Consider the following 23,977-nt stretch of genomic DNA (forward strand, 5'->3'; position numbering starts at 1 on the left):
GACCCCCAAACCTCGACAAGCGTTCGCTCGCAGAGCTCGCTCAGCCTTCGGATTTTGAGAACGCGTTCACAAACTCTTAAACTGAGGTCGCGCTGCGTGCCATCCCGTCAGGGATAATCCCCGGCCGCACAGCGCAGGAGCACTGTGACCATTCTTCGCAACAGGCCTTCGGCCGGTTCGCCAGAGCGTGGCATCCCTGATGCCACCGTGGCGCGGCTTCCGGTCTACCTGCGCGCCCTCAACGCTCTCGCCGAGCAGGGCATCGCCACGTGCTCGTCCAACGACCTCGCAGCGCAGGCCGGAGTCAACCCCGCCAAGCTGCGCAAGGATCTCTCACACCTCGGGTCCTACGGCACCCGCGGAGTCGGCTACGACGTCGAGTACCTCCGCTACCAGATCGCCCTCGAGATCGGCCAGAACCAGGACTGGGACGTCGTCATCGTCGGCGTCGGCAACCTCGGCTCGGCGCTCTCGGCCTACCAGGGGTTCAGCACTCGCGGCATCCGCGTCGCTGCCCTGGTCGACAGCAACCCCGAGCGTGTCGGCACGACGATTTCGGGCATCGAGGTGTCGGCGATGGGCGACCTCAAGAAGGTCGTCGCCGAGCGTGAGATCTCGATCGGCATCATCGCGACCCCGGGCGAGGCCGCCCAGGAGGTCGCCGACCGTCTCGTCGAGGCCGGCATCACCAGCATCCTCAACTTCGCGCCTGCCCTCGTACAGGTGCCCGACAACGTCGACGTACGCAAGGTCGACCTGTCGATCGAGCTCCAGATTCTCGCCTACCACGAGCAGCGCAAGGCGGGGGAGGCAACAGCATGAGTGTTCTTGTCGTTGGCATGAGCCACAAGTCGGCGCCCCTCGAGGTGCTGGAGAAGGTCGCGCTCGACACCGGTGCGTCGGTCAAGCTCTCGCAGCTCGTGCTCGACACCCCGTTCGTCACCGAGTCCGTCGTGGTGTCGACGTGCAACCGCGTCGAGATCTATGTCGAGGCCGAGCGGTTCCACGGTGCCGTCGAGGAGGTGTCCCGCCTGCTGGCGGAGCACGCCGACCTCGGCCGCGAGGAGTTCGTGCAGAACGTCTACGTCCACTTCGACGAGGCCGCCGTGGCTCACCTGTTCGGTGTGGCGGCCGGCATGGACTCGATGATCCTCGGCGAGAGCCAGATCCTCGGCCAGGTACGCGAGGCGCTGCTCACGGCCCAGAACGAGGCCACCGTGGGCCCGGCGCTCAACGCGCTGTTCCAGCAGGCTCTGCGCATCGGCAAGCGCGGTCACGCCGAGACCGGCATCGACCGCCTCGCGCCGTCGATCGTCACGGCTTCGTTCGCCGCTGCGGGCGACGTCGTCGACGCCACTGACACCCGCTTCCTCATCGCGGGTGCAGGCACGATGGCCAAGCTCGCCGTCCGGACGCTGGTTGAGCGTGGTGTCGACGCGGACCGCATCGCCGTCGCCAACCGTACGTACGAGCGCGCGCAGGATCTCGCGATCGAGTCCGGCATCCGCGCCGTGCTGTGGGACGACGTCGACAGCGAGCTCGCCACCGCCGACGTGCTGATCAGCTGCACCGGCGCCAACGGCGTCATGTTCGACCGTGCGCGTATCGAGGCCGCCGGCGGACGCCTCACCGTGCTGATCGACCTCGCGCTGCCGCGTGACATCGACGGCGCCGTGCGCGACATCGACGGCATCTCGCTGATCGACCTCGTTGTGCTCTCCAAGCTGACCGAGAACGCCGAGCTGGCCGCCGACGTGCAGCAGGTGCGTTCGATCGTCGACGAGGAGGTCCGTACGTTCCTCGTCGCCAAGGCCGCGTCGCAGGTCACGCCGACCGTGGTCGCGCTGCGCACCATGGCGACCGACGTCGTGGAGGCGGAGGTGGCTCGTATCGAGTCGCGCCTGCCCGACCTCACGCCCGATGAGCTGGCCTCCGTACGGCAGGCGCTGCGCCGTGTCGCCGACAAGCTCATCCACACGCCGACCGTCCGCGTGCAGCAGCTGGTCGACGGCTCCGGTGGCGTCACGTACGCCGAGGCGCTCGCCGATCTCTTCGCCCTCGACCAGGCGGCCGTGGCGGCTGTCACGAAGGTCGGAGGTGAGCCGGCGTGAAGACGATCAAGCTCGGGACCCGTGCCTCAACGCTCGCCGTGACCCAGTCGACGACCATCGCCGACTGGCTCCGGGCCAACGCCGGCGTCGAGGTCGAGCTCGTGCACATCTCCACCGAGGGCGACCGCAGCACCGAGGTCGTCTCCGGCATGGGCGGCCAGGGCGTTTTCGTGGCTGCGCTGCGGGAGGCACTGATCAGGGGCGAGATCGACATCGCGGTCCACTCGCTCAAGGACCTGCCGACCGCCCCGCACGAGCATCTGACGATCGCCGCGATCCCGCAGCGCGTCGACCCCCGCGATGTGCTCGTCGCCCGCGACGGACTGACCCTGGGCGAGCTGCCCCAGGGTGCTCGGGTCGGCACCGGCTCCACGCGTCGTGCCGCCCAGCTCAACGCGCTCGGACTCGGCGTCGACGTCGTACCGATTCGTGGCAACGTCGACACGCGCCTGGCCAAGGTTGCATCCGGCGAGTACGACGCCATACTCCTCGCTCGTGCTGGTCTGCTGCGGCTCGGCCGCGCCGATGAGGCCACCGAGCTCATCGATCCCCTGCAGATGCTTCCTGCCCCCGGGCAGGGTGCTCTGGCCTGTGAGTGTCGCGCCGACGATGTCGCGACGATTCACCTCCTCGACGGACTCGACGACAGCGACACCAGGGTCGCCGTGTCCGCCGAACGCAGCCTGCTTGCCGCACTCGAGGCAGGTTGCAGCGCACCAGTCGGGGCTCTCGCGGAAGTCGCCACCGGCGACGACGGCGACGAGCTGTGGCTTCGTGCGGTGGTCGGAGACATCTCCGGCTCGCCCACCATCCGACTGTCCGCGACCGGCTTGCCGTCCGAAGCCGCCGCGGTCGGAGAGCGTCTTGCTGCCGAGATGCTCGCCGAAGGTGCCGACACCCTCGTGGCCGTCGCCTCACCAACCCCAGGCAGATAGAGAAAAGGAACACCGTGACAATCACCAACGCGATGCCAGCATCAACGGCTCCCAGCCCGAGCGCACGCAAGGCCCCACGTGGCCACGTGGCGTTCGTCGGCGCGGGACCGGGCGATGCCAGCCTGCTGACGGTGCGTGCTGCTGAGCTGCTCGCCCAGGCTGATGTCGTCATCACGGAACTGCCCGAGCAGGAAGTCCTCGTCACCAACGGCGCCGAGATCGTCGACGGCGGCGTGGGGGAGGACGGTGAGCAGCTGACACATGCGGCGCGCGCCCGCCTCGTCGTACGCCACGCCAAGACCGGCGCCAACGTCGTACGCCTGATCTCCGGCGACCCGTTCACGTACGCCACCGGGCCCGAGGAGGCGTCGGCCTGCACCAAGGCCGGTATCGGCTTCGAGATCGTGCCGGGCATCTCCTCGGTCTCGGCGGTTCCCGCGTACGCCGGTGTGCCGCTGACCAACCGCACGCATCGCGAGTACTCCGTCGTCAGCGTCGGCGACTCGACGATCCACTGGGGCGAGCACGCCGGTCAGCAGACCCTGGTCCTGCTGTCGGCCGTCGCCCGCATCGGCGAGGTCGCCCGCGGACTCGTCGAGGCCGGGCGCTCGCCCGAGACGCCGGTCGCCATGACCCGGGTCGGCACCACGACGGAGCAGACCACGGTCGTGTCGACGCTGGCCGACATCGCAGCGGACGCCAAGGCTGCCGGCATGACGGCTCCGGCGATCACGGTCGTCGGCGAGGTCGTCACGATGCGTGAGGCGCTGTCGTGGTTCGAGACCAAGCCGCTCTACGGCTGGCGCATCCTGGTGCCCCGCACCAAGGAGCAGTCCGCCGGACTCGCGACCCGCCTGCGCGGCTACGGCGCGATCTCCGAAGAGGTCCCCACGATCTCGGTCGAGCCGCCCCGCAACCCGCAGCAGATGGACAAGGCCGTACGCGGTCTCGTCGAGGGTCGCTACGAGTGGATCGCGTTCACCAGCGTCAACGCCGTCAAGGCCGTCCGCGAGAAGTTCGAGGAGTACGGGCTCGACGCTCGCGCGTTCTCGGGCCTCAAGGTCGCTGCCGTCGGTGACAAGACCGCCGAAGCCATTGCCACGTGGGGCATCCGTGCCGACCTCGTCCCGTCGGGCGAGCAGTCGGCTCGCGGACTCCTCGAGGACTGGCCGCCGTACGACGACCTGCTCGACCCGATCAACCGGGTGTTCCTGCCTCGCGCAGACATCGCCACGGAGACGCTGGTTGCCGGGCTCATTGATCTGGGCTGGGAGGTCGACGACGTCACGGCCTACCGCACCGTCCGGGCAGCGCCGCCGCCGGCGCCGGTCCGCGAGGCGATCAAGACCGGCAAGTTCGACGCCGTGATGTTCACGTCGTCGTCCACGGTCCGCAACCTCGTGGGCATCGCGGGCAAGCCGCACACCTCGACGATCATCGCGTGCATCGGCCCGGCCACGGCCAAGACTGCGGAGGAGCACGGCCTGCGGGTCGACGTCCTCGCGGAGTCGCCGTCGGTCGACGTACTCGCTGATGCGCTCGCCGAGTTCGGTGCGGCTCGTCGCCTGGCGTTCCTGGACGCCGGTGAGCCGGTCACCAAGCCGTCGCAGCGTCGTCCTTCGACCCGGCGCAAGGCCTAGTCATGTTCCCCACTGACCGTCCTCGTCGCCTGCGCCAGTCGCCGGCGATGAGGCGGTTGGTGGCGGAGACACATGTCGAGGCGTCGCAGCTGATCCTGCCGCTGTTCGTCGGCGAGGGGCTCAAGGAGCCGAAGCCGATCTCGAGCATGCCGGGCGTCGTCCAGCACACGCGCGAGACGGCTCGCAAGGCGTACGCCGAGGCTGCTGCTCTTGGACTCGGTGGCGTGATGTTGTTCGGCGTCCCCGAGCACAAGGACGCTGTCGGTTCGGGTGCGCTCGATCCCGACGGCATCCTCAACGTCGCCTTGGCCGACGCGCGCGCCGAGGTCGGTGACTCGCTCGTCGTGATGGCCGATCTGTGCCTCGACGAGTTCACCGATCACGGTCACTGCGGAGTGCTCGATGATCAGGGTCGGGTCGACAACGACGCCACGCTCGAGATCTATGCACAGGTGGGTGTCATCCAGGCTGCTTCAGGTGCTCACGCCGTCGGTCCCAGCGGGATGATGGACGGCCAGGTCGGTGTCGTACGTGAGGCGCTCGATGCTGCCGGTCACACCGACACGGTGATCCTCGCGTACGCCGCGAAGTACGCCTCCGCCTTCTATGGCCCCTTCCGTGAGGCTGTTGACTCGTCGCTGCAGGGCGATCGCAAGACCTACCAGCAGGATCCCGCGAATGGCCGCGAGGCTGTACGCGAGGCGCTCCTCGATGTCGCGGAGGGCGCCGATATCGTCATGGTGAAGCCGGCGCTGTCCTACCTCGACCTGATCGCCGATGTACGTGCCGCCGTCGACGTACCCGTCGCCGCCTACAACGTCTCGGGTGAGCTCGCGATGGTCGAAGCCGCAGCCGCCAACGGCTGGATCGACCGCGAGCGCGCGATCGACGAAGTGCTGCTCTCGATCCGCCGCGCCGGCGCCGACATCATCCTGACCTACTGGGCCACCGAAGTAGCCACCCGCCTGTCGCGCTAGGCCAGCAGGGATGAGTCGAGATACCCCGTTGCGTCGAGCACCTCGATGCCGAGAAGCCGTCCGTTCGAATCGAAATCGAGGTTGATCATCCCTCCGACCTCGAGCGGATCGCAGGAGTACGTCTTGGCGGCTTCGCCGAAGCCGATCTCGTCAACGAGGTAGATATAGGCGGCGTTCACGTCGGGATCGAACGTGATCTTCAGCGGGACCTGCTTTTCGCTCATGCGGGAAACCTACTGCGTGCAGGCCTATTCCCGATGACGCTCAGGCAGCGCGGTCGCGCATGGTGAAGTCGGTGGGCTCGGCGATCTGCATGGTCTTGATGTTGTGATGCCGTCGGCAGAGTGCACGAAGGTTGGCTCCGTTGGTGGGTCCGTGGTGTCGGGGAATCTCGTGGGGGTCGCGAGTTGGGCAAACAGAAGGGCCCCGATCCGGGGATCGGGGCCCTTCCAAGGTTCAGATCAGCTGAGCAGCGAGGTGATGCAGTTCGTGAGCTTGACCAGGTCGAGGGCGGAGATGCCATCAGCGAGGCACTTGGTCTTGGCCTGTGCCCAGGTCAGCGTGGCCGAACCACCGGTGCTACCGCCGGTGCTGTCAGTGCCGCCTCCACCGAGGTCGGTGACGAGTCCGCCGAGGAGACCGGTGACGCCGCCGCTGACGGTGCCACCACCGCTGGTGCCGCCGTCACCCGGCGAGCCGGGCGTACCGGGAGTGCCCGTACCGGGCGTGCCGGGCTTGGGCTTCTCGTTGGCCTTGGTCTCAGCCTTCTTGGCCTTCTTGCGCTGCTCCGGCGTGAGGGTCTGGTCGTTGCTCTGGCTGGTCAGGACCGAAGCGGTCGAGAAGCCGTCTGGCGACTGCGTGAACTCACCCGCGGCGTAAGCAGCCGAGACCTGCAGGACCAGGTCGACGTAGGACTGCGAATGGTTGTAGCGGCGGACGGCCGAGGCGGCGCCCTCCGGGGTCGCGAGGTCGCCCGGACCGGCGCAGAGGTAGATGCCGGCTGAGGTGGCCGCGTCATCGATGTCCTGGGGGTTCTTCATGCCGTCGTTGTCGGAGTCGACCGCGACAGACTTCCAGGTGTTGGGGATGAACTGCATCGGTCCGACGGCACGGTCATAGACCGAATTCTTGTCGATCGCACCGTTGTCGGTGTCGTTGATGCGAGCGCGACCGTCGTTGCCGTCGAGCGGCACACCGTAGATGCCGGGCTTGGCGATACCGTCGGCGTTGAGGGCGTTGCCGTTGCTGCGTCCGTGGTTGCTCTCGACGCGGCCGATCGCGGCGACGAGGTTCCACGGCAGGTTGCACGAGGCGTCAGCCTTGCCCAGAAGGGTCTCGGCCCGGCGGTAGGCGAACAGCGCCGACGATGGGATGCCGTTGGTCGACAGCGTGGCGATCGTGCCGTTGAGGCCGGCGCGGGGGTCGATGCCACCGGGCGTCGGCTGGACGCTGGCGGGCTGCTCGAATGCCGTTCCCGGGACGTCGGGCACGGCACCGCCGCCCGTACCGTCCGAGGCGGTGGCGAAGCTTGACGAGTTGAGCGCCGCTCCCCAGGCGCCAACCAGAATTGCCATCGGGACCAAGGCGCTGGCCTTCTGCCACCGAGTGAGCTTGCGTGCTCCCATGTGTATTGCCCTCCAACTACCAATGCGTAACTCGATGTTACAGCGATTCGGGTTCCATGTGGAAAGTTCCCCGACATGTGAACAACGATCTGTCCAGCGGGTTGTTACGCGTAAGAGACGCCGCCGATCGGGGTTCATGACGCGATTGGGACAATGGTCCGGTGACCTCTCCGCCGACCTCCCAGCAGCTGTTCGATCGAGCCCTCGCTGTGTCACCCGGCGGCGTCAACTCGCCGGTACGCGCCTTCCGCGCCGTCGGTGGCACCCCGATCTTCATGAGGTCAGGCTCCGGCGCCTGGCTGACCGACGTCGACGGCCACCGCTACGTCGACCTGGTCGGCTCGTGGGGTCCCATGCTGCTCGGCCACGCACATCCCGAGGTGCTGGCCGCAGTCAACGACGCGGTCACCCGCGGTACCTCGTTCGGCACCCCGTCTGAGCCCGAGGTCCTGCTCGCCGAGGAGATCGTCGCCCGTACCCCGGTCGACTCCGTACGTCTGGTGTCGTCCGGCACCGAGGCGACGATGTCGGCGATCCGGCTCGCCCGCGGGTTCACGGGTCGCACCAAGGTCGTGAAGTTCGCCGGGTGCTATCACGGCCACGTCGACGCGCTGCTGGCCGAGGCAGGCTCGGGAGTCGTCACGCTCGGCATCCCCGGTACGCCCGGCGTCCCCGCGCACGTCACGGCCGACACGATCGTGCTGCCGTTCAACGATCGCGCCGCGGTCGAGGCGGCGTTCGGCGAGTACGGCGACGACATCGCGTGTCTGATCACCGAGGCCGCTCCCGGCAACATGGGCGTCGTCCCGCCGGCTCCGGGCTTCAACGCCCTCCTCTCCGAGATCTGCAGGCGCAACGGTGCGCTGTTCATCAGTGACGAGGTGATGACCGGGTTCCGCGTGACGGCATCGGGCCACTGGGGCGTCGACGGCAAGGTCGAGGGCTGGAGCCCCGACGTGGTCACGTTCGGCAAGGTCATGGGCGGCGGCTTCCCGGCGGCGGCATTCGGCGGCCGTGCCGACGTCATGAACCTGCTGGCGCCAGTCGGCCCCGTCTACCAAGCAGGGACGCTGTCGGGCAATCCCATCGCCACCACGGCAGGCCTCACCACCCTCAAGCTCGCCGACGCGCAGGCGTACGAGCGACTCGACGCTGCGTCCGCCGAGCTGCAGCGCTTGGTCGGCGACGCCCTCACCGCCGAGGGCGTCACGCACGTCATGCAGAACGCCGGCAACATGTTCAGCGTCTTCTGGGGCATCGACTCGGCGACCAACTTCGCCGAAGCGCAGGCGCAGGAGGCCTGGCGCTACAAGGCGTTCTTCCACGCGATGCTCGACGCCGGCGTCTACCTCCCGCCGAGCGCATTCGAGTGCTGGTTCGTCTCGGCTGCGCACGATGCAGACGCACTCTCTAGAATTGCCGAGGCGCTCCCGCGCGCCGCGCGCGCCGCCGCCCAAGCCAAGGAATCCACATGACTGAACGCACCATCGTGCACCTGATGCGCCACGGCGAGGTCCACAACCCCGACGGTGTGCTCTATGGGCGGCTCCCCGAGTACTTCCTGTCCGACCTCGGCCACCAGATGGCCGCCGCTGCTGCGGACTGGCTGGCCAAGAACGAGATCGTCCACCTGGTCGCGTCACCACTCGAGCGCGCCCAGCAGACCGCAGAGCCGCTGTCCACGATCCTCGATCTGCCGATCACGACCGATCCTCGCGTCATCGAGGCCGGCAACCAGTTCGAGGGCAAGACGTTCGGGGTCGGCGACGGCGCCCTGAAGCGTCCGCAGAACTGGTGGAAGCTCCGCAACCCGCTCCGCCCGTCATGGGGTGAGCCCTACAAGGAGATCGCGGCCCGCATGAAGGCAGCCGTCGACGACGCCCGCGAGGCGGCGCGCGGTCACGAAGCCGTGATCGTCTCGCACCAGCTGCCCGTGTGGACGGCTCGTCGCTACTACGAGGGCAAGCGCTTCTTCCACGATCCCCGCAACCGCGAGTGCTCGCTCGCCAGCCTGACCAGCCTGACGTTCGACGGCGACGAGTTCGTCGGCCTGACCTACGCAGAGCCGGCCGGACACCTGATCCCGGAGTCGTTGCGCAAGAAGTTCGCCGGCGGCGCCTAAGTGCACCGACACCGACTCCTGACAGTGGCGGTGCTAGCCCTAAATCTTGGGGTGGCACTCGTCCTGGTCGCCGGGTGCAGCGGCGCCGGCAACCGCGGGTCGACGGGTGGCTACGTCACCGCCAACGGCCAGATCACCAAGGTCGACGAGGCCGACCGCAAGCCGGCACCGACGCTGGAGGGCGAGGACCTCGAGGGTCGGCCCTTCACTTCCAAGACCTACGCGGGCAAGACGATCGTCGTGAACGTGTGGGGTTCGTGGTGCCCGCCGTGCCGCAAGGAGGCGCCGGCTCTCAAGCTCGTTGCAGACGAGTACGCCGACAAGGGCGTGCAGTTCATGGGCATCCTCGTGCGCGACGACGCTGCGTCGGCCAAGGCGTTCAACCGCAAGGTCGGCATCAGCTACCCCAGCATCGACGACTACTCCAACCGCAACAGTCTCGGTTTTGCGTCGTCGTTGCCGGCGCAGGCGATCCCGACGACCTGGATCATCGATTCGCAGGGGCGTGTGGCCGTACGCATCGTGTCCGAGAACCTCACCGCCTCGACGCTGTCCGGCCTGATCGACGACGTACTGGCCGGTGACAAGTGACTGACTGGTTCGTCGACACGGTCGGGTCGGGTTCCCTGGTCCTTGCCGTACCGATCGCCGTGCTCGCGGGACTCGTCTCGTTCTTCTCCCCGTGCGTGCTGCCGCTGCTTCCCGGTTACCTCTCCTACATGACCGGTGTCGGCGTGCAGGACCTCGACACCGCCAGGCGCGGTCGCATGCTGATCGGCTCGACGCTGTTCGTCCTCGGTTTCTCAGTGGTGTTCGTCACCGGGGGACTGCTGTTCGGGTCGATCGGCGCCAGGCTCGCCGAGCACCAGCGACCCATCTCCATCGTCATGGGCGTCGTCGTGATCCTGCTGGGCCTGGTGTTCATGGGGTTCATCCCGCTCATGCAACGCGAGTACAAGATCCACGCCGTGCCGGCTGTCGGCCTCGCCGTCGCCCCGCTGCTGGGTGCACTGTTCGCATTCGGCTGGATCCCGTGCATCGGACCAACCCTCGGCACGGTGCTGACCCTCGCCAACACCGAGGGCACCGCGGCGCGCGGGGCGTTCCTCTCCTTCACCTACTGCCTGGGCCTCGGCATCCCGTTCGTCGTCGCCGCCCTCGGCTTCGGCCGGTTCATGAACGCGATGGCCTGGGTCAAGCGCAACCAGCGCACGGTCAACGTCGCGGGTGGCCTGCTGCTCGTCACGGTCGGGCTGCTGCTCGTCACGGGCGCGTACGACTCGATGGTGGAGAGTCTCCGCAGCACGTTCGGCACCGGGACGGCGGCGATATGAGCGAGAACGCGGTACCCGCACTCGGCAGCCGCGAGTTCACCCGGTGGTTCTGGCGCCAGCTGACCTCGATGCGTACGGCGCTGTTCCTCCTGCTGCTCCTGGCGATCGCGGCCGTCCCCGGCTCCATCGTGCCGCAGCGCAGCGTGGACGCACGCGCCACCGAGGCCTATCTGATCGACCACCCCAAGCTCGGGCCGATCCTCGACAAGCTCGGCTTCTTCAGCGTGTTCACGTCGCCGTGGTTCAGCGCGGTCTACCTCCTGCTGCTGGTGTCGTTGGTCGGCTGCATCCTGCCGCGGTCGTTCGTCTATCTCAGAGCCCTGCGCGCTCGGCCGCCCAAGGCGCCCAAGAACTTCGATCGCCTCCCGGCTTCCGCATCGTTCGAGACCGGATCCTCCGTGGACGAGGTGACGGCCGCCGTCCGCCGCGCTCTGCGCGGCGCCCGCCTCGACATCGTGAACGACGGCGACCTGGTCGAGGTCCGGGCTGAGAAGGGCTTCCTGCGCGAGGCCGGCAACCTGATCTTCCACATCAGCGTCGTCGTCGTGCTGATCGGAGTCGCCGTCGGCACGCTGTTCGGCTATCGCGGTACGTCGATCGTGACCGAGGGTGAGGGGTTCTCCAACGTGCTGACGCAGTACGACGAGTTCGGATCTGGTGCGCTGTTCGACACCGACGACCTGCCGCCGTTCTCGTTGACGCTGGACGACCTGACCGCGAAGTTCCAGCCGCTCGGCAGCGTCCAGCCCGGTGCGCCCAAGCTGTTCCGCGCTCAGGGCACATATGAGTCGAAGCCCGGCGACGGCGCCAAACCGTACGACATCAAGGTCAACCACCCGTTGTCGATCGACGGCACCTCCGTCCACCTGGTCGGCCAAGGCTATGCGCCGGTCATCAAGGTCACCGACGCCAAGGGCGTTGTCGTGTTCGAGGATGCTGTCCCGTTCCTGCCGACCGACCCGTCGTACACGTCCAACGGCGTCATCAAGGTGCCGGGTGCCCAGCCTGAACAGCTCGGCTTCCAGGGGTTCTTCCTGCCCACTGCGATCACGGGGAAGGACGGGGTCTCGATCTCGGCGTTCCCGGGTGCGGCCAACCCGCTGCTCGGTCTGTTCGTCTGGCACGGCGACCTGGGCCTTGACGACGGCACACCTCAGTCGGTGTACGTGCTCGACAAGACGAAGATGAAGCAGTACCTGGGGCCGAACGGCAAAGGTTTCCGCATCAGCCTGAGCCCTGGTCAGGAGACGGACCTGCCTGGAGGCGGCACGATCGAGTATGTGAACACCGCTCAGTTCGCGCGCTTCCAGTTCAGCTCGTCGCCGCTGGTGAAGGTCCCGCTGGTCGGGATCTCATTCGGACTTCTCGGACTCGTCCTCTCGTTGTTCATCAATCCGCGCCGTACCTGGGTGCGGATGCGGCGCGACGACTCACGTACCGTTGTGGAAGTTGCCGCGCTGGACCGTAATCCACGCGACGGCCTTCCCGCCGACCTGGACGACTTCCTGACCAGACTGCGTGGGGGACTCGACAAACCGAAGGAGTCGTCATGAGCCTCGCCGATCTGGCGCAGATCTCCAACTACGCCGTTGCCTCCGCAACCGGAGTCGTAGGTCTCGCCTTCCTGGCTCACCTCGCCGAGTGGGGCTTCGCCAAGGCCCCGGTCCCGGTCAGCGTCGCCGCCGGACAGGCCGAGTCGGCTGAGTCGGCTGAGTCGGCCGGGCCCGAGCGGGTCGACGCCAGCACCGTGCTGTCGTCGATCGCCGTCTCACTCACGGGCCTGTCGATCGCGCTCCTCGCAGTCGGATCGTTGACCCGTGGACTTGCCGCGGAGCGCGTGCCGTGGAGCAACATGTACGAGTTCGCGCTGACCGGCTCGCTGATCGCCTTGACGGTCTACTTCGTGCTGGTCCGCATCTGGGACGCGGCGTGGCTTGGCATCTTCGTCACCGGCTTCGCCTTGGTCCTGCTTGGCATCGGCTTCAGCGTGTACGTACCCGCTGGCCCCGTCGTCCCGGCGCTCCACTCGTACTGGCTCGTGATCCATGTCGCCGCGGTCATGATCGCCGGCGCGCTGTTCCTGGTCAGCGCTGCCGCATCGGTGCTCTTCCTGCTCAAGTCGCGCGCCGAGGAACGCAACACCGTCGGCACGTTCCTGGCTCGCGTTCCCGAACCCATGGTGCTTGACCGGGTCGCCTTCCGGGTCATCGCCGTCGCGTTCCCGATCTGGACGTTCGGTGCATTGATCGCCGGTCCGATCTGGGCGTACGACGCCTGGAGCCGCTATTGGGGATGGGACCCCAAGGAGGTCTGGGCCCTGATCACCTGGATCGTCTACGCCGGCTTCCTTCACGCGCGGGTGACGGCGGGGTGGCGAGGACGCCGGGTCGCGATCCTGTGCCTCATCGGATTTGCCACGTTCCTGTTCAGCTTCTACGGCGTCAACCTGCTGTTCGGCGGCAGCCAGCACACCTACGCCAAGTAGCGCCGCCAGACTAGAGGCCGTGGAGGTAGTCGGGGTCGTCGTCGGGACCCTTGGGACCGGGTGGGCGGTGCGGGGGAGCCCAGCCGCCGCTCGGCTTGGGCGGCGCCGCGGGCTTGGTGCGCCCGAAGGCAAGCCACAGGGCCGGGCCGACCAGCGGCGCCAGCAGGATCACGAACCACAAGGGCTTGGGCAAGACCTTCACGCGGTCCTTGGGCGTCGCGATCAGGTCGAAGATCGCAAACACCAGCAAGATGATGGCGAAGACGATGATGACGAACTTGCCCATGCCTGCAACCGTACCGGGCAGGCCGCAACCGACGGGTCACGTCGTCCCTGCAGCGATTAGGCTGCGCACATGAAGCCATTCCTGACATACACCGCCGCACGATTCGCAGTCTTCGCGGTGACGTTCGGCGTGGTCTGGCTGATCGCGTCGATCTTCTTCGAGTCGAGCACCAACCTCACCCTGCTGGTGCTCCTCGTCGCGTTGATCCTGTCGTCGGTCGCGTCGATCTTCCTGCTGGCCGACCTCCGCAACAAGCTCGCGCTCAACGTCCAGCAGCGCGCCGAGCGGATGACCGAACGCCTCGAGGAGTCGCGTCGTGCCGAAGACATCGACTGAGGATCGGGCGTGGATCGCCGAGGCGATCCGCCGCGTGGACGCTGACGCCAACCGCAGCGCCGACACGCACCTGCACCCGCTGCCGATCCCGGTGCCGGGGATCGACCTCTACCTCAAGGACGAGTCGGTCCACCCGACCGGCAGCCTCAAGCACCGGCTGGCGCGTTCGTTGTTCCTGTACGCGCTGTGCAACGGCTGGATCGGTCCCAAGTCCACAGTCATCGAGGCGTCCAGCGGGTCCACCGCGGTCAGTGAGGCGTTCTTCGCCCGGCTGGTCGGCCTCCCGTTCGTCGCGGTCATGCCGGCGACGACCAGCCCCGAGAAGATCGCCCTGATCGAGTTCTATGGCGGCACCTGCCATCTGGTCGACGACCCCGCGATGATCTACGACGAGGCCCGACGCCTCGAGTCGGAGTGCAACGGCCACTACATGGACCAGTTCACGTACGCCGAGCGGGCGACGGACTGGCGCGGCAACAACAACATCGCCGAGTCGATCTTCGAGCAGATGCAGGCCGAGCCGCACCCGTGCCCGAGCTGGGTCGTGGTGGGTGCGGGTACCGGTGGCACCTCCGCGACGATCGGCCGCTTCGTGCGCTACCGCCGCTTCAAGACCAAGATCGCCGTCGCAGATCCCGAGAACTCCGCGTTCTACGGCGGCTGGCAGACCGACAGCTCCGACGTCACCACCGACACGCCGTCACGCATCGAGGGCATCGGCCGCATGCGCGTCGAGAAGTCGTTCGTCGGCGGTGTCATCGACGACATGGTGCAGGTCCCCGATGCCGCCTCGATCGCCGCGATGCGCTGGGTCTCCGACATCCTGGGCCGGCCGGTTGGCGGCTCCACCGGGACCAACGTCTGGGCGTCGCTGCAGCTGATCTGCCAGATGCGTGAGGCGGGCGAGGAGGGCAGCGTCGTCACGTTGCTGTGCGACGGCGGCGAGCGTTACGCACACACGTACTTCGACGAGTCGTGGCTCGAGTCCAAGGGGCTCGACATCGCCCCGTACGCCGACGCCCTCGCCGAGTTCGACAAGACCGGCGTCCTGCCGAGGGTCTAGGGCACCCTAGGCGCCGAGGGCGAGCCCGAGCGCGAGGCCGGCGGCATACACGAGCTCGGCGAGGCCGGTGTCGCGCAGGACAGGGATCAGCGCCATCCCGCCGGCGCCCGACGCCACGACCTGTCGGGCGCGGACGGCGAGTGGGACGAACACCAGGCCGAGCAGCGCCCACGCCGTGAACGCCGATGCCCAGACGAGACAGCCCAGCGCGACCAGCAGCAGGAGCACGTAGAACCGGCGGGTGTTCGTGTCACCGAGGAGCACCGCGAGGGTCCGCTTGCCCGACTCGGCGTCGGTCGGGATGTCACGCAGGTTGTTGGCGACGAGGATCGCGCAGGCCAGGGCGCCGACGCCGATCGCGACCGCGACCGCGAGCCAGGTGAGGTCCTCGATCTGTACGTACGCCGTGCCGAGCACCGCGACGAGCCCGAAGAACACGAAGACGCTGACCTCGCCGAGCGCGCGATAGCCGTACGGCGAGGGCCCGCCGGTGTAGGTCCATGCCGCCAGGATCGCGGCGGCGCCGACGAGCAGCATCCACCACGAGCTCGTCGCTGCGAGGGCGAAGCCGAGCACGCCACCGAGCGCGAGGAAGGCCAGCGCGGCAGACTTGACCTGCTTGGCCGGCACGAGGCCGGAGCCGACGAGCCGCAGCGGGCCGACGCGGTTGTCATCGGTGCCCTTGATGCCGTCGGAGTAGTCATTGGCGTAGTTGACGCCGATCTGCAGGGCAAGCGAGACGCCCAGGGCCAGCAGCGCCTTCCACCAGACGACCGAGTCGTAGAACGCAGCGACGCCCGTACCGGCGACGACGGGTGCGATGGCGGCGGGGAGGGTGCGGGGGCGCGCGCCCGCGATCCAGAGCTGAGAGCGGGTCGGGTTGGTCACGAGCGACAAGTCTGCCACCCGGAACGTTTCCCGGCCGGGCGAGGCCGTCAATGTCGAGTTGACGCGTTTGGAGCGTCAACCTACCGTTGACGGCATGGCCACAGAATCGCGAGAGCTCGCAGACCTGCTGGCACAGGCGATTGCCAAGATCGACCCGACGATCGCCCGCCGGCTCGAGACCGACCCGCAGGCGCACCTCGACCTGATCGTGCTGACCAGCCGCGCCCACGCCGAGACCCGCGCGATCAACCTCTCCGCCGTCTCCGCTGCGCGTTCGGCAGGCTGGAGCTGGGAGGCGATCGGCACCGCGCTGGGCATGAGCAAGCAGGCGGCGCAGCAGCGGTTCGGCATCAAGTCCGCCGACCACGAGGACTCCCCGGAGCAGCGCCGCATCATCGGGCTGATCGCCGCCAACGAGATCGAGCAGCTCAACGAATGGGGCGCCAGGGGCTGGCACTCCATCGCGTACGGGCCGGGGTTCCACGACATCGAGAAGTCCTCGTCGCGCTGGGAGCATCGCCGCGCCGTCGTCGGCAGCCGCCGCGCCCGTGACCTCGACTCCGCCGGGTGGGAGCGCATCGGCACGATGTGGTTCCCGTGGATCTACTTCAAGCGCAAGGTCGCCGGACCGCTCGAGCCGGACGAGGCGCTGTGAGCCTCCGTCCCGTCATCGGGTCCGCCCGCGAGGTGCTTGCCGAGCTGGAGCCCTGGGTGCGTGACGGAGGCGAGCCGATCGTCGTTCGTACGTCGGGCAGCACCGGCGACGCCAAGGACGTCGTCCTCTCGCACGCGGCAGTCATGGCGTCGGCGCGGGCCGCGCTCGACCGCCTGGGCGGTCCCGCACAGTGGCTGTCGGCGATTCCGGCAAGCGGTGTGGGCGGCCTCCAGGTGCTGGTCCGCTCGATCGTCGCCGGCATCGAGCCGGTGTTCGCCGACGAGCACGCCGACCTGCCGGCTGCCATCGCGGCGATGGCAGGGGAGCGTCGCTATGCCTCGTTGGTGCCGACGCAGCTGCACCGCCTCGCCGACGACCTCTCGGTCCTGGCTGGGTTCGATGCCGTGCTGATCGGTGGTGCTGCGACACCCGGTGACCTGCTGGCCCGGGCACGGGACGCCGGCGTCGCGATCGTGCGCACGTACGGGATGAGCGAGACCTGCGGTGGCTGCGTGTACGACGGGTCGCCGCTCGACGGTGTGAGGATGCGCGTCGACGCCGACCAGCAGGTGCACCTGGCGGGACCGATGCTGTTCGACGGGTATGGCGATCCCGAGATGCCGACCGGGATCGTCGACGGGTGGTTCGCCACCAGCGACCTCGGCGAGATCGAGGACGGCCGGCTGCGCATCACGGGACGCAGCCACGACGTCATCATCAGTGGCGGCGTCAACATCGCGCTGCCGGCGGTCACCGAGGCATTGCGTCGCCACGAAGGGGTGGGCGATGCGATCGCGGTCGGCGTACCCGACGACGAGTGGGGCGCCCGCGTCGTCGCCTACCTCGTACCCGCCGATGCTGTCTGCCTCGATGGTCTGCGGCTCGACGAGGTGCGCGACGCCGTCGAGGCGATGGGCCTCCCGCGTACGTGGGCGCCCCGTGAGGTCGTGCTCGTCGATGAGTTGCCGCTGCTGCCGGGCGGCAAGATCGACCGGAAAGCCCTCATGGGACGGGACTAGACCAGAGCAGAGATGGCGTCATCGATCGGTGTCGAGCCGCCGACGACCTCCCACTGCTTGCCGATCGTCGACGGATTGTCGAGTGCCGTGACGATCAGGGCGGCGACGTCGGCACGGGGGATCTTGCCGCGTTCGACTGACTCGGCCAGCTCGATCTGCCCCGTTGGGTCGTCGTCGGTGAGACCTCCGGGTCGCACGATGGTCCAGTCGAGCGTGCTGTCGCGCAGGGCGATGTCGGCGTCGCGCTTGGCGTTGACGTACGCGACCCAGGTGTCGTCGGCGCCATCGGCGACGGGATTGTCGACGGCGATCGCCGAGATCTGCACGAACCTCCGAACCCCGGCGCTCGTTGCTGCCGCGATGGACTTGACCGAGCCGCCGAGATCGACGGTCTTCTTGCGCTCGATGTTGCCGTCGGCACCACCGCCGGCGGCGAACACCACGGCGTCGGCGCCCGCGAACGCCGCGGCGAAGACATCGACGGTGTCCTGTTCGATGTCGAGGATGCCGACCTCGGCGCCGAGATTCTCCAGCTCCTCGCGGTAGTCAGGGTTGCGGACCAGCGCCACTGGCTGGTGTCCGGCGTCGACCAACTGGGGGATGAGGAGGCGGGCAATCTTGCCGTGGCCTCCGACGATCGCGATTCGACTCATGCCTCCACCGTAGGTCGGTGCCGGTAAGTTGCCTGACGTGCAGTTCCGGACCTACTCGATCGCGATGCCGACGCCGTTTCGCGGCATCACCCGGCGCGAGGGCATGGTCGTCGAGGGCCCGGCGGGATGGGCGGAGTTCAGCCCGTTCCTCGACTACGACGCTGCCGAGTCGGTGCCCTGGCTCGCCGCCGCGATCGACTCCGCCGAGCACGAGTGGCCGCAGCCCGTACGTGATCGCATCGCCGTCAACTGCACCGTCCCCGCCGTCGGACCTGATGAGGCGGCGCGGATCGTACGAGCGAGCGGCTGCAGCACCGCCAAGGTCAAGGTCGCCGAGAAGGGCCAGACGATCGCCGACGACATCGACCGCGTCGAGGCCGTACGCGACGCGCTCGGTCCTCGCGGCAATGTGCGCGTCGATGCCAATGGCGGCTGGTCCGTCGACGCGGCAGTGAGCGCAATCGCTGCTCTCAACATCGCCTCACACGGTCTCGAATACGTCGAACAACCCTGCGCGTCGGTCGAAGACCTGGCTGCCGTACGCCGGAAGGTCGGCGTGCCGATCGCCGCCGACGAGTCGATCCGTCGGGCGGCCGACCCCATGCGGGTCGTCGAGCTCGAAGCCGCCGACATCGCAGTCCTCAAGGTCGCACCTCTGGGCGGGGTCCACGCGTGTCTCCGGATCGCCGAGCAGATCGGCCTGCCGGTCGTCGTGTCCAGCGCGGTAGAGACGTCGATCGGCCTCGCCGCGGGTCTCGCCCTCGCCGCTGCCTTGCCTGAGCTGCCGTACGCCTGCGGCCTCGCAACGACCTCGCTGCTCGACGGCGATGTCGTCGCGTCGCCGCTGGTGCCGGTGGACGGCTTCCTCCCCGTCGGTCGCCTCGCCGCGGATGCGTTCGAGTCGGCGGCGGCCGATGAAGCGACCGACGCGTTCTGGCAGCAGCGCCTCGCCGACGTCCAGGCGGTCCTCGCATGAGCTCGACCTCGACCGTGCAGAGCCTGATCCGTGACCTGATCGCGCATGGCGTGACAGACGCGGTGCTCGCTCCCGGTTCCCGCTCGGGTCCTCTCGCACTGGGCCTTCACGCCGCAGATCAGCAGGGCCTCATCCGCCTACACGTACGCGTCGACGAGCGCGAGGCGGCCTTTCTAGCGTTGGGTCTTGCCAATGCATCGCGCCGCCTGGTGCCCGTCATCACGACATCGGGCACCGCCGTCGCGAACCTCCACCCGGCAATGCTCGAGGCTCTTCACGCGAATGTCCCGGTGTTGGCGATCACCGCGGATCGCCCCGGTCGCCTTCGCGGCACGGGAGCCAACCAGACCACCGAGCAGCGCGAGATCTTCCCCGGTGTGCCCACTGTCTCCGAGCCGGTTGGCATCGACGGGCCGGCGCACCTCAACCTCGAGCTCGATGAGCCCCTGATCGAGCCGACCGAGTGGGACTTCTCATTCGACCCTGCGCCGATCGAGAGGATCAACGGTCAGACTCTCGTCGAGTCGTTCGACGAAGCCCTCCGAACCGTGGTGGTCGCGGGCGATGACGCGCGACAGCCCGCGCGGATCCTTGCCGAAGCTGCCGGCTTTCCGCTCCTCGCCGAGCCAACCTCCGGCGCGCGCAACGGTGACAACGCACTCATCGCCTACCGGCTGTTGCTGGGGCACTCGCCGCTCGCCGAGCAGATCGAACGGGTCGTCAGCTTCGGCCACACGACGCTTTCCCGTCCGGTCACGCAGCTGCTCAGCCGTACCGACATCGAGATCGTCCACGTCGGCGACCAGTCGACGTTCCCAGTCCCCGCGGGGAAGAACGTCACTTTCGTGAGTGATGTGGTCGCCGATCCGGATGATCCGGCGTGGCTGAGCTCGTGGCTCGAGGCGGACAGGGCAGCGACGGCTGCCATCGATGGGGTGCTCGACGGGACCACCCCGTACGACCTCGCCCGAACGATCAACCAAGCCGTGCCGGCGGAGGGGCTGCTCTTCGTCGGCTCCTCCAACCCGATCCGCGACCTCGACCTGGTCGCCCGGCCTTACCCGGTAGGCGAGCGACGACTCATCATCGGCAACCGCGGGCTGGCCGGCATCGACGGCACGCTCTCGACCGCGATCGGAGCAGCACTGGCCAGGGAGTCGAGCCGCGCCATCGCGTACGTCGGCGACCTGACGTTCCTGCACGGCAGCAACGGCCTGCTGATCGGACCCGACGAGCCGCGCCCCGACCTGACGATTGTCGTGGCGTCCGACGACGGCGGCAGCATCTTCTCGACGCTCGAGCAGGGTGCACCGGAGTACGCCGACGCGTTCGAGCGGGTCTACGCAACGCCGACGGGAGCAGACATCGGCTCCCTTTGCAGGGGATATGGCGTCCCGCACCGCACCGTGTCCATCGCCGAGGTCGCTGCAGCACTCGACGAGCCGGCCAGCGGTATCCGCGTGCTGGAGGTGCCCGTCGACCGCCTCGGTCGCCAGGACCTCGCGACCCGGATCGACGCCGCCGTACGTGCTGCCGTTCGACTCTGACACCTGTTGTGTCATGGTCATGCCGGCAGTAGGTTTGTGAGGCGCATCACGCGCCACGGCGAGAGGTGACACGTGCCCGACGAGACATTCGACTACATCGTCATCGGATCCGGAAGTGCTGGCGGCGTCGTCGCAGCGCGACTGACCGAGGACCCGAGTGTCTCCGTCCTCCTGCTCGAGGCAGGTCCCGAGGACGACGACGACATGATCCACCTGCCGGCGGGATTCCCGACGCTGTTCAAGACCAAGTGGGACTGGGGCTACAAGACGACGCCGCAGAAGCAGCTCGCCGGCCGCCGCGCCGACTGGCCGCGCATGAAGGCGCTCGGCGGCTGCTCGTCGATGAACGCCATGATCTACATCCGGGGCAACCACGCCGACTACGACGAGTGGCGCGATGCCTATGGCGCGACCGGCTGGGGCGCAGGCGACGTGCTGCCCTACTTCAAGAAGGCCGAGGGCAACACTCGGCTGGGGGATCCGTTCCACGGCACTGACGGCCCGCTGCACGTCGAGGACCGCCGCTACTCCCACGAGCTGAGCAACGCGTTCGTCGAGTCGGCCGTCGCGGCGGGCTTCAAGCGCAACGACGACTTCAACGGCGCCGAGCAGGAGGGTGCCGGCCTCTACCAGGTGACCTGCAAGAAGGGCCGGCGCTGGTCGGTCGCCGACGCCTACATCCACCCCAACCGCAACCGCCCCAACTTCACGGTGCTGACGGAGGCATTCGTCACCAGGATCGAGCTCGAAGGTACGCGCGCCACCGGTGTCACTTATCGACGTGGCGGCGTGACGCAGACCGTACGCGCCGACGCCGAGATCATCCTGTCGGCCGGCGCGATTGCCAGCCCGCAGCTGCTGATGCTCTCGGGCATCGGCCCCGGGGCGCACCTGCGAGAGCACGGCATCGACGTCGTGGTCGACTCACCTGGCGTCGGGCAGAACCTCCAGGACCATCCCGTCTCGGGAGCGCTGTTCTACACCAAGAACACCACCGACCTGGCGGAGTACCTCTCGCTCGGCAACGTCCTCAAGGCACAGAAGGCCGGCCGGGGACCGTTGACCTCCAACGTCGGCGAGGCGGGTGGCTTCTTCAAGACCCGCGACGACATGGCCGCGCCCGACATGCAGTTCCACGTCGCGCCGTCCGGCTTCTACGACAACGGTCTGCACGAGCCGACCCGCCGCGGCCTCACGATCGCGTCGACCCTCGTACGCGTCGAGAGCAAGGGCTCGATCAAGCTGCGGTCGGCCGATCCGACGTGGCACCCCGAGATCGATGCCGGCTACTTCGACGACGGTGCCGATCTCGACGCCATGATCGCCGGCTACCGGACGGTCAAGGACATCATCAGCCAGGGCCCGCTCGCCAAGCTGGTCGACGAGCCGTGGATCCCCGCCTCGATGGACCCGAGCACCGACGAGATCGTCGCCGCGATCGGCCAGCTCTGCCAGACGCTCTACCACCCCGTCGCCACCTGCGCGATGGGCACGATCGAGGGCAGCGTCGTCGGCCCCGATCTCTTGGTCCACGGTGTCGAGGGCCTCCGGGTCGCCGACGCCTCCGTCATGCCGCGCGTACCCCGCGGCAACACCAACGCACCCGCCATCATGGTCGGCGAAAAGGCTGCCGACCTCATCAAGGAGTCACGATGACCGCAACGCTGGACAACCCCACCGCAACCGCGTCCGCCCCGACGTTCGACTCGCTCAACCCGGCCAACGGTGACGTCGTCGGTACGTATCCCATCGCCAGCAAGGCCGACGTCGACGCTGCCGTCGCCCGCTCCCGCGAAGCGGCAGCCTGGTGGGGCGCACTGTCGTTCGCCGAGCGCGAGGACTTCCTCCTGACCTGGCGCAGCGTCATCACCCGCCGCATCGCCCAGCTCGCCCAGGTGTCACACCTCGAGACCGGCAAGCCGCACGGCGACGCCCAGCTCGAGATCATCATGGCGATCGACCACATCGCGTGGGCTGCCAAGCACGCCAAGAAGATCCTTGGTCCGCAGAAGGTCAAGTCCGGTCTGCTGATGGCCAACCAGGCCTCGACCGTCGAGTACAAGCCGCTCGGAGTCGTCGGCGTCATCGGCCCGTGGAACTACCCCGTCTTCACGCCCTGCGGCTCGATCGCGTACGCACTGGCCGCGGGCAACACCGTCGTCTTCAAGCCGAGCGAATACACCCCCGGTGTCGGCCAGTGGCTCGCCGACACGTTCACCGAGGTCGTCGGCGGTCGTCCGGTGCTCCAGGTCGTGACGGGGCTCGGCGAGACCGGCAACGCGCTCTGCACCGCCGCCGTCGACAAGCTCGCGTTCACCGGATCCGGTGCCACGGGCAAGAAGGTCATGGCCGCCTGCGCGACCAACCTGACACCGGTCATCATCGAGGCCGGTGGCAAGGACTCGATGATCGTCGACCAGGACGCCGACATCGAGAAGGCAGCGGAGGCTGCTCTCTGGGGCGGCATGTCCAATGCCGGACAGACGTGCATCGGCACCGAGCGGGTCTATGTGCACGAGAAGGTCTTCGACTCGTTCGTCGCCGAGATCACCAACCAGGCCAAGGACCTCAAGGCCGGGGCCGGTGAGAAGATCGGCCCGATCACGATGCCGTCGCAGATCGGCATCATCAAGAGCCACATCGACGACGCCATCGCCAAGGGTGCCACTGTGGTGACCGGTGGGGCCGACGCCGTCGGCGAGCGCTTCGTGCAACCCACGATCCTCACCAACGTCCCCGAGAACTCCACCGAGATCACCGAGGAGACCTTCGGGCCGACGCTGGCGATCAACCCGGTCAAGAGCATGGACGAGGCAATCGAGCTGACCAATGCGACCAAGTACGGTCTCGCGGGCGCCGTGTTCGCCAAGAAGAACGGCGTCGACATCGCTCGCCGCGTCCGCTCGGGCATGACGTCGGTCAACTCCGTCGTCGCGTTCGCCGGCGTTCCCGCCCTGCCGTTCGGCGGGGTGGGGGAGTCGGGCTTCGGCCGCATCCACGGTCCCGACGGTCTCAAGGAGTTCACGTACGCCAAGGCCATCACCCGGCAGCGCATGAAGCCGCTGATGATGCTGACGTCGTTCGCCCGTGACGCCAAGACCGACGGCAACGTCGCCAAGCTCATCACCGTGATGCACGGCGGCAAGAAGACGCTGAAGTAGAGCGAGCTCTGCGAGCGAACACTTCAGCGCGCTAGCGAAAGCGTCACGCGCCGAAGGCGCGGGCCTGCGAAGCGCGGTGAGCTGAGCACCCAACTCACCTAAGGCACGCCGTGCGTGAAATAGGGCATTCGTCCGATGTGGGCGACTACCTCAGACGGCGAGGA

24 protein-coding genes are annotated in these 23,977 nt (G+C 68.0%); 19 read left to right on the forward strand and 5 right to left on the reverse strand.

All coding sequences use genetic code 11. The features are described 5' to 3' along the window. Positions 1-144 precede the first annotated feature (144 nt). Genes ABD683_RS10620 through hemB form a run of 5 tightly spaced genes read left to right on the forward strand, consistent with a single transcriptional unit; the run spans position 145 to position 5,663 of the window. Positions 145-822 carry a redox-sensing transcriptional repressor Rex gene (locus tag ABD683_RS10620; protein WP_344769795.1) on the forward strand — a complete coding sequence of 226 codons (678 nt, stop codon included), beginning with the start codon at positions 145-147 and terminating at the stop codon, positions 820-822. Further along, positions 819-2,111: a glutamyl-tRNA reductase gene (locus ABD683_RS10625; RefSeq protein ID WP_344769797.1), complete on the forward strand. Its 1,293-nt coding sequence runs from the start codon at positions 819-821 to the stop codon at positions 2,109-2,111. Before ABD683_RS10620 ends, ABD683_RS10625 begins: the two co-directional genes overlap by 4 nt. Then, entirely contained in the window at positions 2,108-3,046 is a 939-nt protein-coding gene (gene hemC / locus ABD683_RS10630) for a hydroxymethylbilane synthase (RefSeq protein WP_344769799.1), read from the forward strand. Before ABD683_RS10625 ends, hemC begins: the two co-directional genes overlap by 4 nt. Before the next feature lie 14 nt (positions 3,047-3,060). Further along, a complete protein-coding gene (locus tag ABD683_RS10635) occupies positions 3,061-4,686 on the forward strand; it encodes a bifunctional uroporphyrinogen-III C-methyltransferase/uroporphyrinogen-III synthase (protein ID WP_425548496.1) in 1,626 nt (541 codons plus the stop codon). A gap of 2 nt (positions 4,687-4,688) precedes the next feature. Further along, positions 4,689-5,663 (forward strand): porphobilinogen synthase, encoded by a 975-nt coding sequence (gene hemB / locus ABD683_RS10640; RefSeq protein ID WP_344769800.1) that lies wholly within the window; start codon positions 4,689-4,691, stop codon positions 5,661-5,663. Here hemB and ABD683_RS10645 read toward each other — a convergent pair. Next, positions 5,660-5,887, reverse strand: coding sequence for a DUF2283 domain-containing protein (locus tag ABD683_RS10645; RefSeq protein WP_344769802.1), 228 nt, complete (start codon positions 5,885-5,887; stop codon positions 5,660-5,662). The two genes, hemB and ABD683_RS10645, sit on opposite strands and share 4 nt — an antisense overlap. Positions 5,888-6,124: 237 nt before the next feature. Then, positions 6,125-7,288, reverse strand: coding sequence for a lytic transglycosylase domain-containing protein (locus ABD683_RS10650; protein WP_344769804.1), 1,164 nt, complete (start codon positions 7,286-7,288; stop codon positions 6,125-6,127). Positions 7,289-7,449: 161 nt separating this feature from the next. Here ABD683_RS10650 and hemL point away from each other — a divergent pair, with 161 nt between their 5' ends. The 6 genes from hemL to ccsB are packed head-to-tail and all read left to right on the forward strand — an operon-like array spanning position 7,450 to position 13,229. Continuing rightward, positions 7,450-8,763, forward strand: a complete 1,314-nt coding sequence (gene hemL, locus ABD683_RS10655; RefSeq protein WP_344769805.1) for a glutamate-1-semialdehyde 2,1-aminomutase — start codon at positions 7,450-7,452, stop codon at positions 8,761-8,763. After that, entirely contained in the window at positions 8,760-9,410 is a 651-nt protein-coding gene (locus tag ABD683_RS10660; protein WP_344769806.1) for a histidine phosphatase family protein, read from the forward strand. The genes hemL and ABD683_RS10660 overlap by 4 nt, the downstream gene beginning before the upstream one ends. A 51-nt stretch (positions 9,411-9,461) precedes the next feature. Next, a complete protein-coding gene (locus ABD683_RS10665; protein ID WP_344769808.1) occupies positions 9,462-10,001 on the forward strand; it encodes a TlpA family protein disulfide reductase in 540 nt (179 codons plus the stop codon). Further along, a complete protein-coding gene (locus tag ABD683_RS10670) occupies positions 9,998-10,744 on the forward strand; it encodes a cytochrome c biogenesis CcdA family protein (RefSeq protein WP_344769810.1) in 747 nt (248 codons plus the stop codon). The genes ABD683_RS10665 and ABD683_RS10670 overlap by 4 nt, the downstream gene beginning before the upstream one ends. Further along, positions 10,741-12,297: a cytochrome c biogenesis protein ResB gene (gene resB, locus ABD683_RS10675; protein ID WP_344769811.1), complete on the forward strand. Its 1,557-nt coding sequence runs from the start codon at positions 10,741-10,743 to the stop codon at positions 12,295-12,297. The genes ABD683_RS10670 and resB overlap by 4 nt, the downstream gene beginning before the upstream one ends. Further along, positions 12,294-13,229, forward strand: coding sequence for a c-type cytochrome biogenesis protein CcsB (gene ccsB, locus ABD683_RS10680; RefSeq protein ID WP_344769812.1), 936 nt, complete (start codon positions 12,294-12,296; stop codon positions 13,227-13,229). Before resB ends, ccsB begins: the two co-directional genes overlap by 4 nt. Before the next feature lie 10 nt (positions 13,230-13,239). Here the strand turns inward: ccsB and ABD683_RS10685 are convergent, their stop codons facing one another. Then, positions 13,240-13,515: a PLD nuclease N-terminal domain-containing protein gene (locus tag ABD683_RS10685; RefSeq protein WP_344769813.1), complete on the reverse strand. Its 276-nt coding sequence runs from the start codon at positions 13,513-13,515 to the stop codon at positions 13,240-13,242. A 69-nt stretch (positions 13,516-13,584) separates the two neighbouring features. Here ABD683_RS10685 and ABD683_RS10690 point away from each other — a divergent pair, with 69 nt between their 5' ends. After that, the gene (locus ABD683_RS10690) at positions 13,585-13,851 is read left to right on the forward strand and encodes a DUF4229 domain-containing protein (protein WP_344769814.1); all 267 of its coding nucleotides are present in this window, start codon (positions 13,585-13,587) and stop codon (positions 13,849-13,851) included. Next, positions 13,832-14,914 (forward strand): PLP-dependent cysteine synthase family protein, encoded by a 1,083-nt coding sequence (locus tag ABD683_RS10695; RefSeq protein WP_344769816.1) that lies wholly within the window; start codon positions 13,832-13,834, stop codon positions 14,912-14,914. The genes ABD683_RS10690 and ABD683_RS10695 overlap by 20 nt, the downstream gene beginning before the upstream one ends. Before the next feature lie 6 nt (positions 14,915-14,920). Here ABD683_RS10695 and ABD683_RS10700 read toward each other — a convergent pair whose 3' ends face one another. Continuing rightward, positions 14,921-15,802 carry a 1,4-dihydroxy-2-naphthoate polyprenyltransferase gene (locus ABD683_RS10700; RefSeq protein ID WP_344769817.1) on the reverse strand — a complete coding sequence of 294 codons (882 nt, stop codon included), beginning with the start codon at positions 15,800-15,802 and terminating at the stop codon, positions 14,921-14,923. 94 nt (positions 15,803-15,896) lie between these two features. Here ABD683_RS10700 and ABD683_RS10705 point away from each other — a divergent pair, with 94 nt between their 5' ends. Both ABD683_RS10705 and ABD683_RS10710 read left to right on the forward strand, forming a co-directional pair. Next, a complete protein-coding gene (locus ABD683_RS10705) occupies positions 15,897-16,457 on the forward strand; it encodes a hypothetical protein (protein ID WP_344769818.1) in 561 nt (186 codons plus the stop codon). Continuing rightward, positions 16,454-17,476: an AMP-binding protein gene (locus ABD683_RS10710; RefSeq protein ID WP_344769820.1), complete on the forward strand. Its 1,023-nt coding sequence runs from the start codon at positions 16,454-16,456 to the stop codon at positions 17,474-17,476. The genes ABD683_RS10705 and ABD683_RS10710 overlap by 4 nt, the downstream gene beginning before the upstream one ends. Here ABD683_RS10710 and ABD683_RS10715 read toward each other — a convergent pair. Continuing rightward, positions 17,473-18,129 carry an SDR family oxidoreductase gene (locus tag ABD683_RS10715; RefSeq protein WP_344769822.1) on the reverse strand — a complete coding sequence of 219 codons (657 nt, stop codon included), beginning with the start codon at positions 18,127-18,129 and terminating at the stop codon, positions 17,473-17,475. The genes ABD683_RS10710 and ABD683_RS10715 overlap by 4 nt on opposite strands. Before the next feature lie 37 nt (positions 18,130-18,166). On the opposite strand from ABD683_RS10715, the gene ABD683_RS10720 reads away from it, so the two are divergent. The 4 genes from ABD683_RS10720 to ABD683_RS10735 all read left to right on the forward strand — a co-directional run bounded on the left by ABD683_RS10720 (position 18,167) and on the right by ABD683_RS10735 (position 23,813). Continuing rightward, the gene (locus tag ABD683_RS10720) at positions 18,167-19,105 is read left to right on the forward strand and encodes an o-succinylbenzoate synthase (RefSeq protein ID WP_344769824.1); all 939 of its coding nucleotides are present in this window, start codon (positions 18,167-18,169) and stop codon (positions 19,103-19,105) included. Further along, positions 19,102-20,652, forward strand: a complete 1,551-nt coding sequence (gene menD / locus ABD683_RS10725) for a 2-succinyl-5-enolpyruvyl-6-hydroxy-3-cyclohexene-1-carboxylate synthase (protein WP_344769825.1) — start codon at positions 19,102-19,104, stop codon at positions 20,650-20,652. The genes ABD683_RS10720 and menD overlap by 4 nt, the downstream gene beginning before the upstream one ends. A gap of 72 nt (positions 20,653-20,724) precedes the next feature. Beyond that, the gene (locus tag ABD683_RS10730; protein WP_344769826.1) at positions 20,725-22,308 is read left to right on the forward strand and encodes a GMC family oxidoreductase; all 1,584 of its coding nucleotides are present in this window, start codon (positions 20,725-20,727) and stop codon (positions 22,306-22,308) included. After that, a complete protein-coding gene (locus ABD683_RS10735; protein WP_344769828.1) occupies positions 22,305-23,813 on the forward strand; it encodes an aldehyde dehydrogenase family protein in 1,509 nt (502 codons plus the stop codon). Before ABD683_RS10730 ends, ABD683_RS10735 begins: the two co-directional genes overlap by 4 nt. Positions 23,814-23,977 lie beyond the last annotated feature (164 nt).

The sequence above is a fragment of the Aeromicrobium panaciterrae genome (assembly GCF_039537165.1).
GTDB classification, from domain to species: Bacteria; Actinomycetota; Actinomycetes; order Propionibacteriales; family Nocardioidaceae; genus Aeromicrobium; species Aeromicrobium panaciterrae.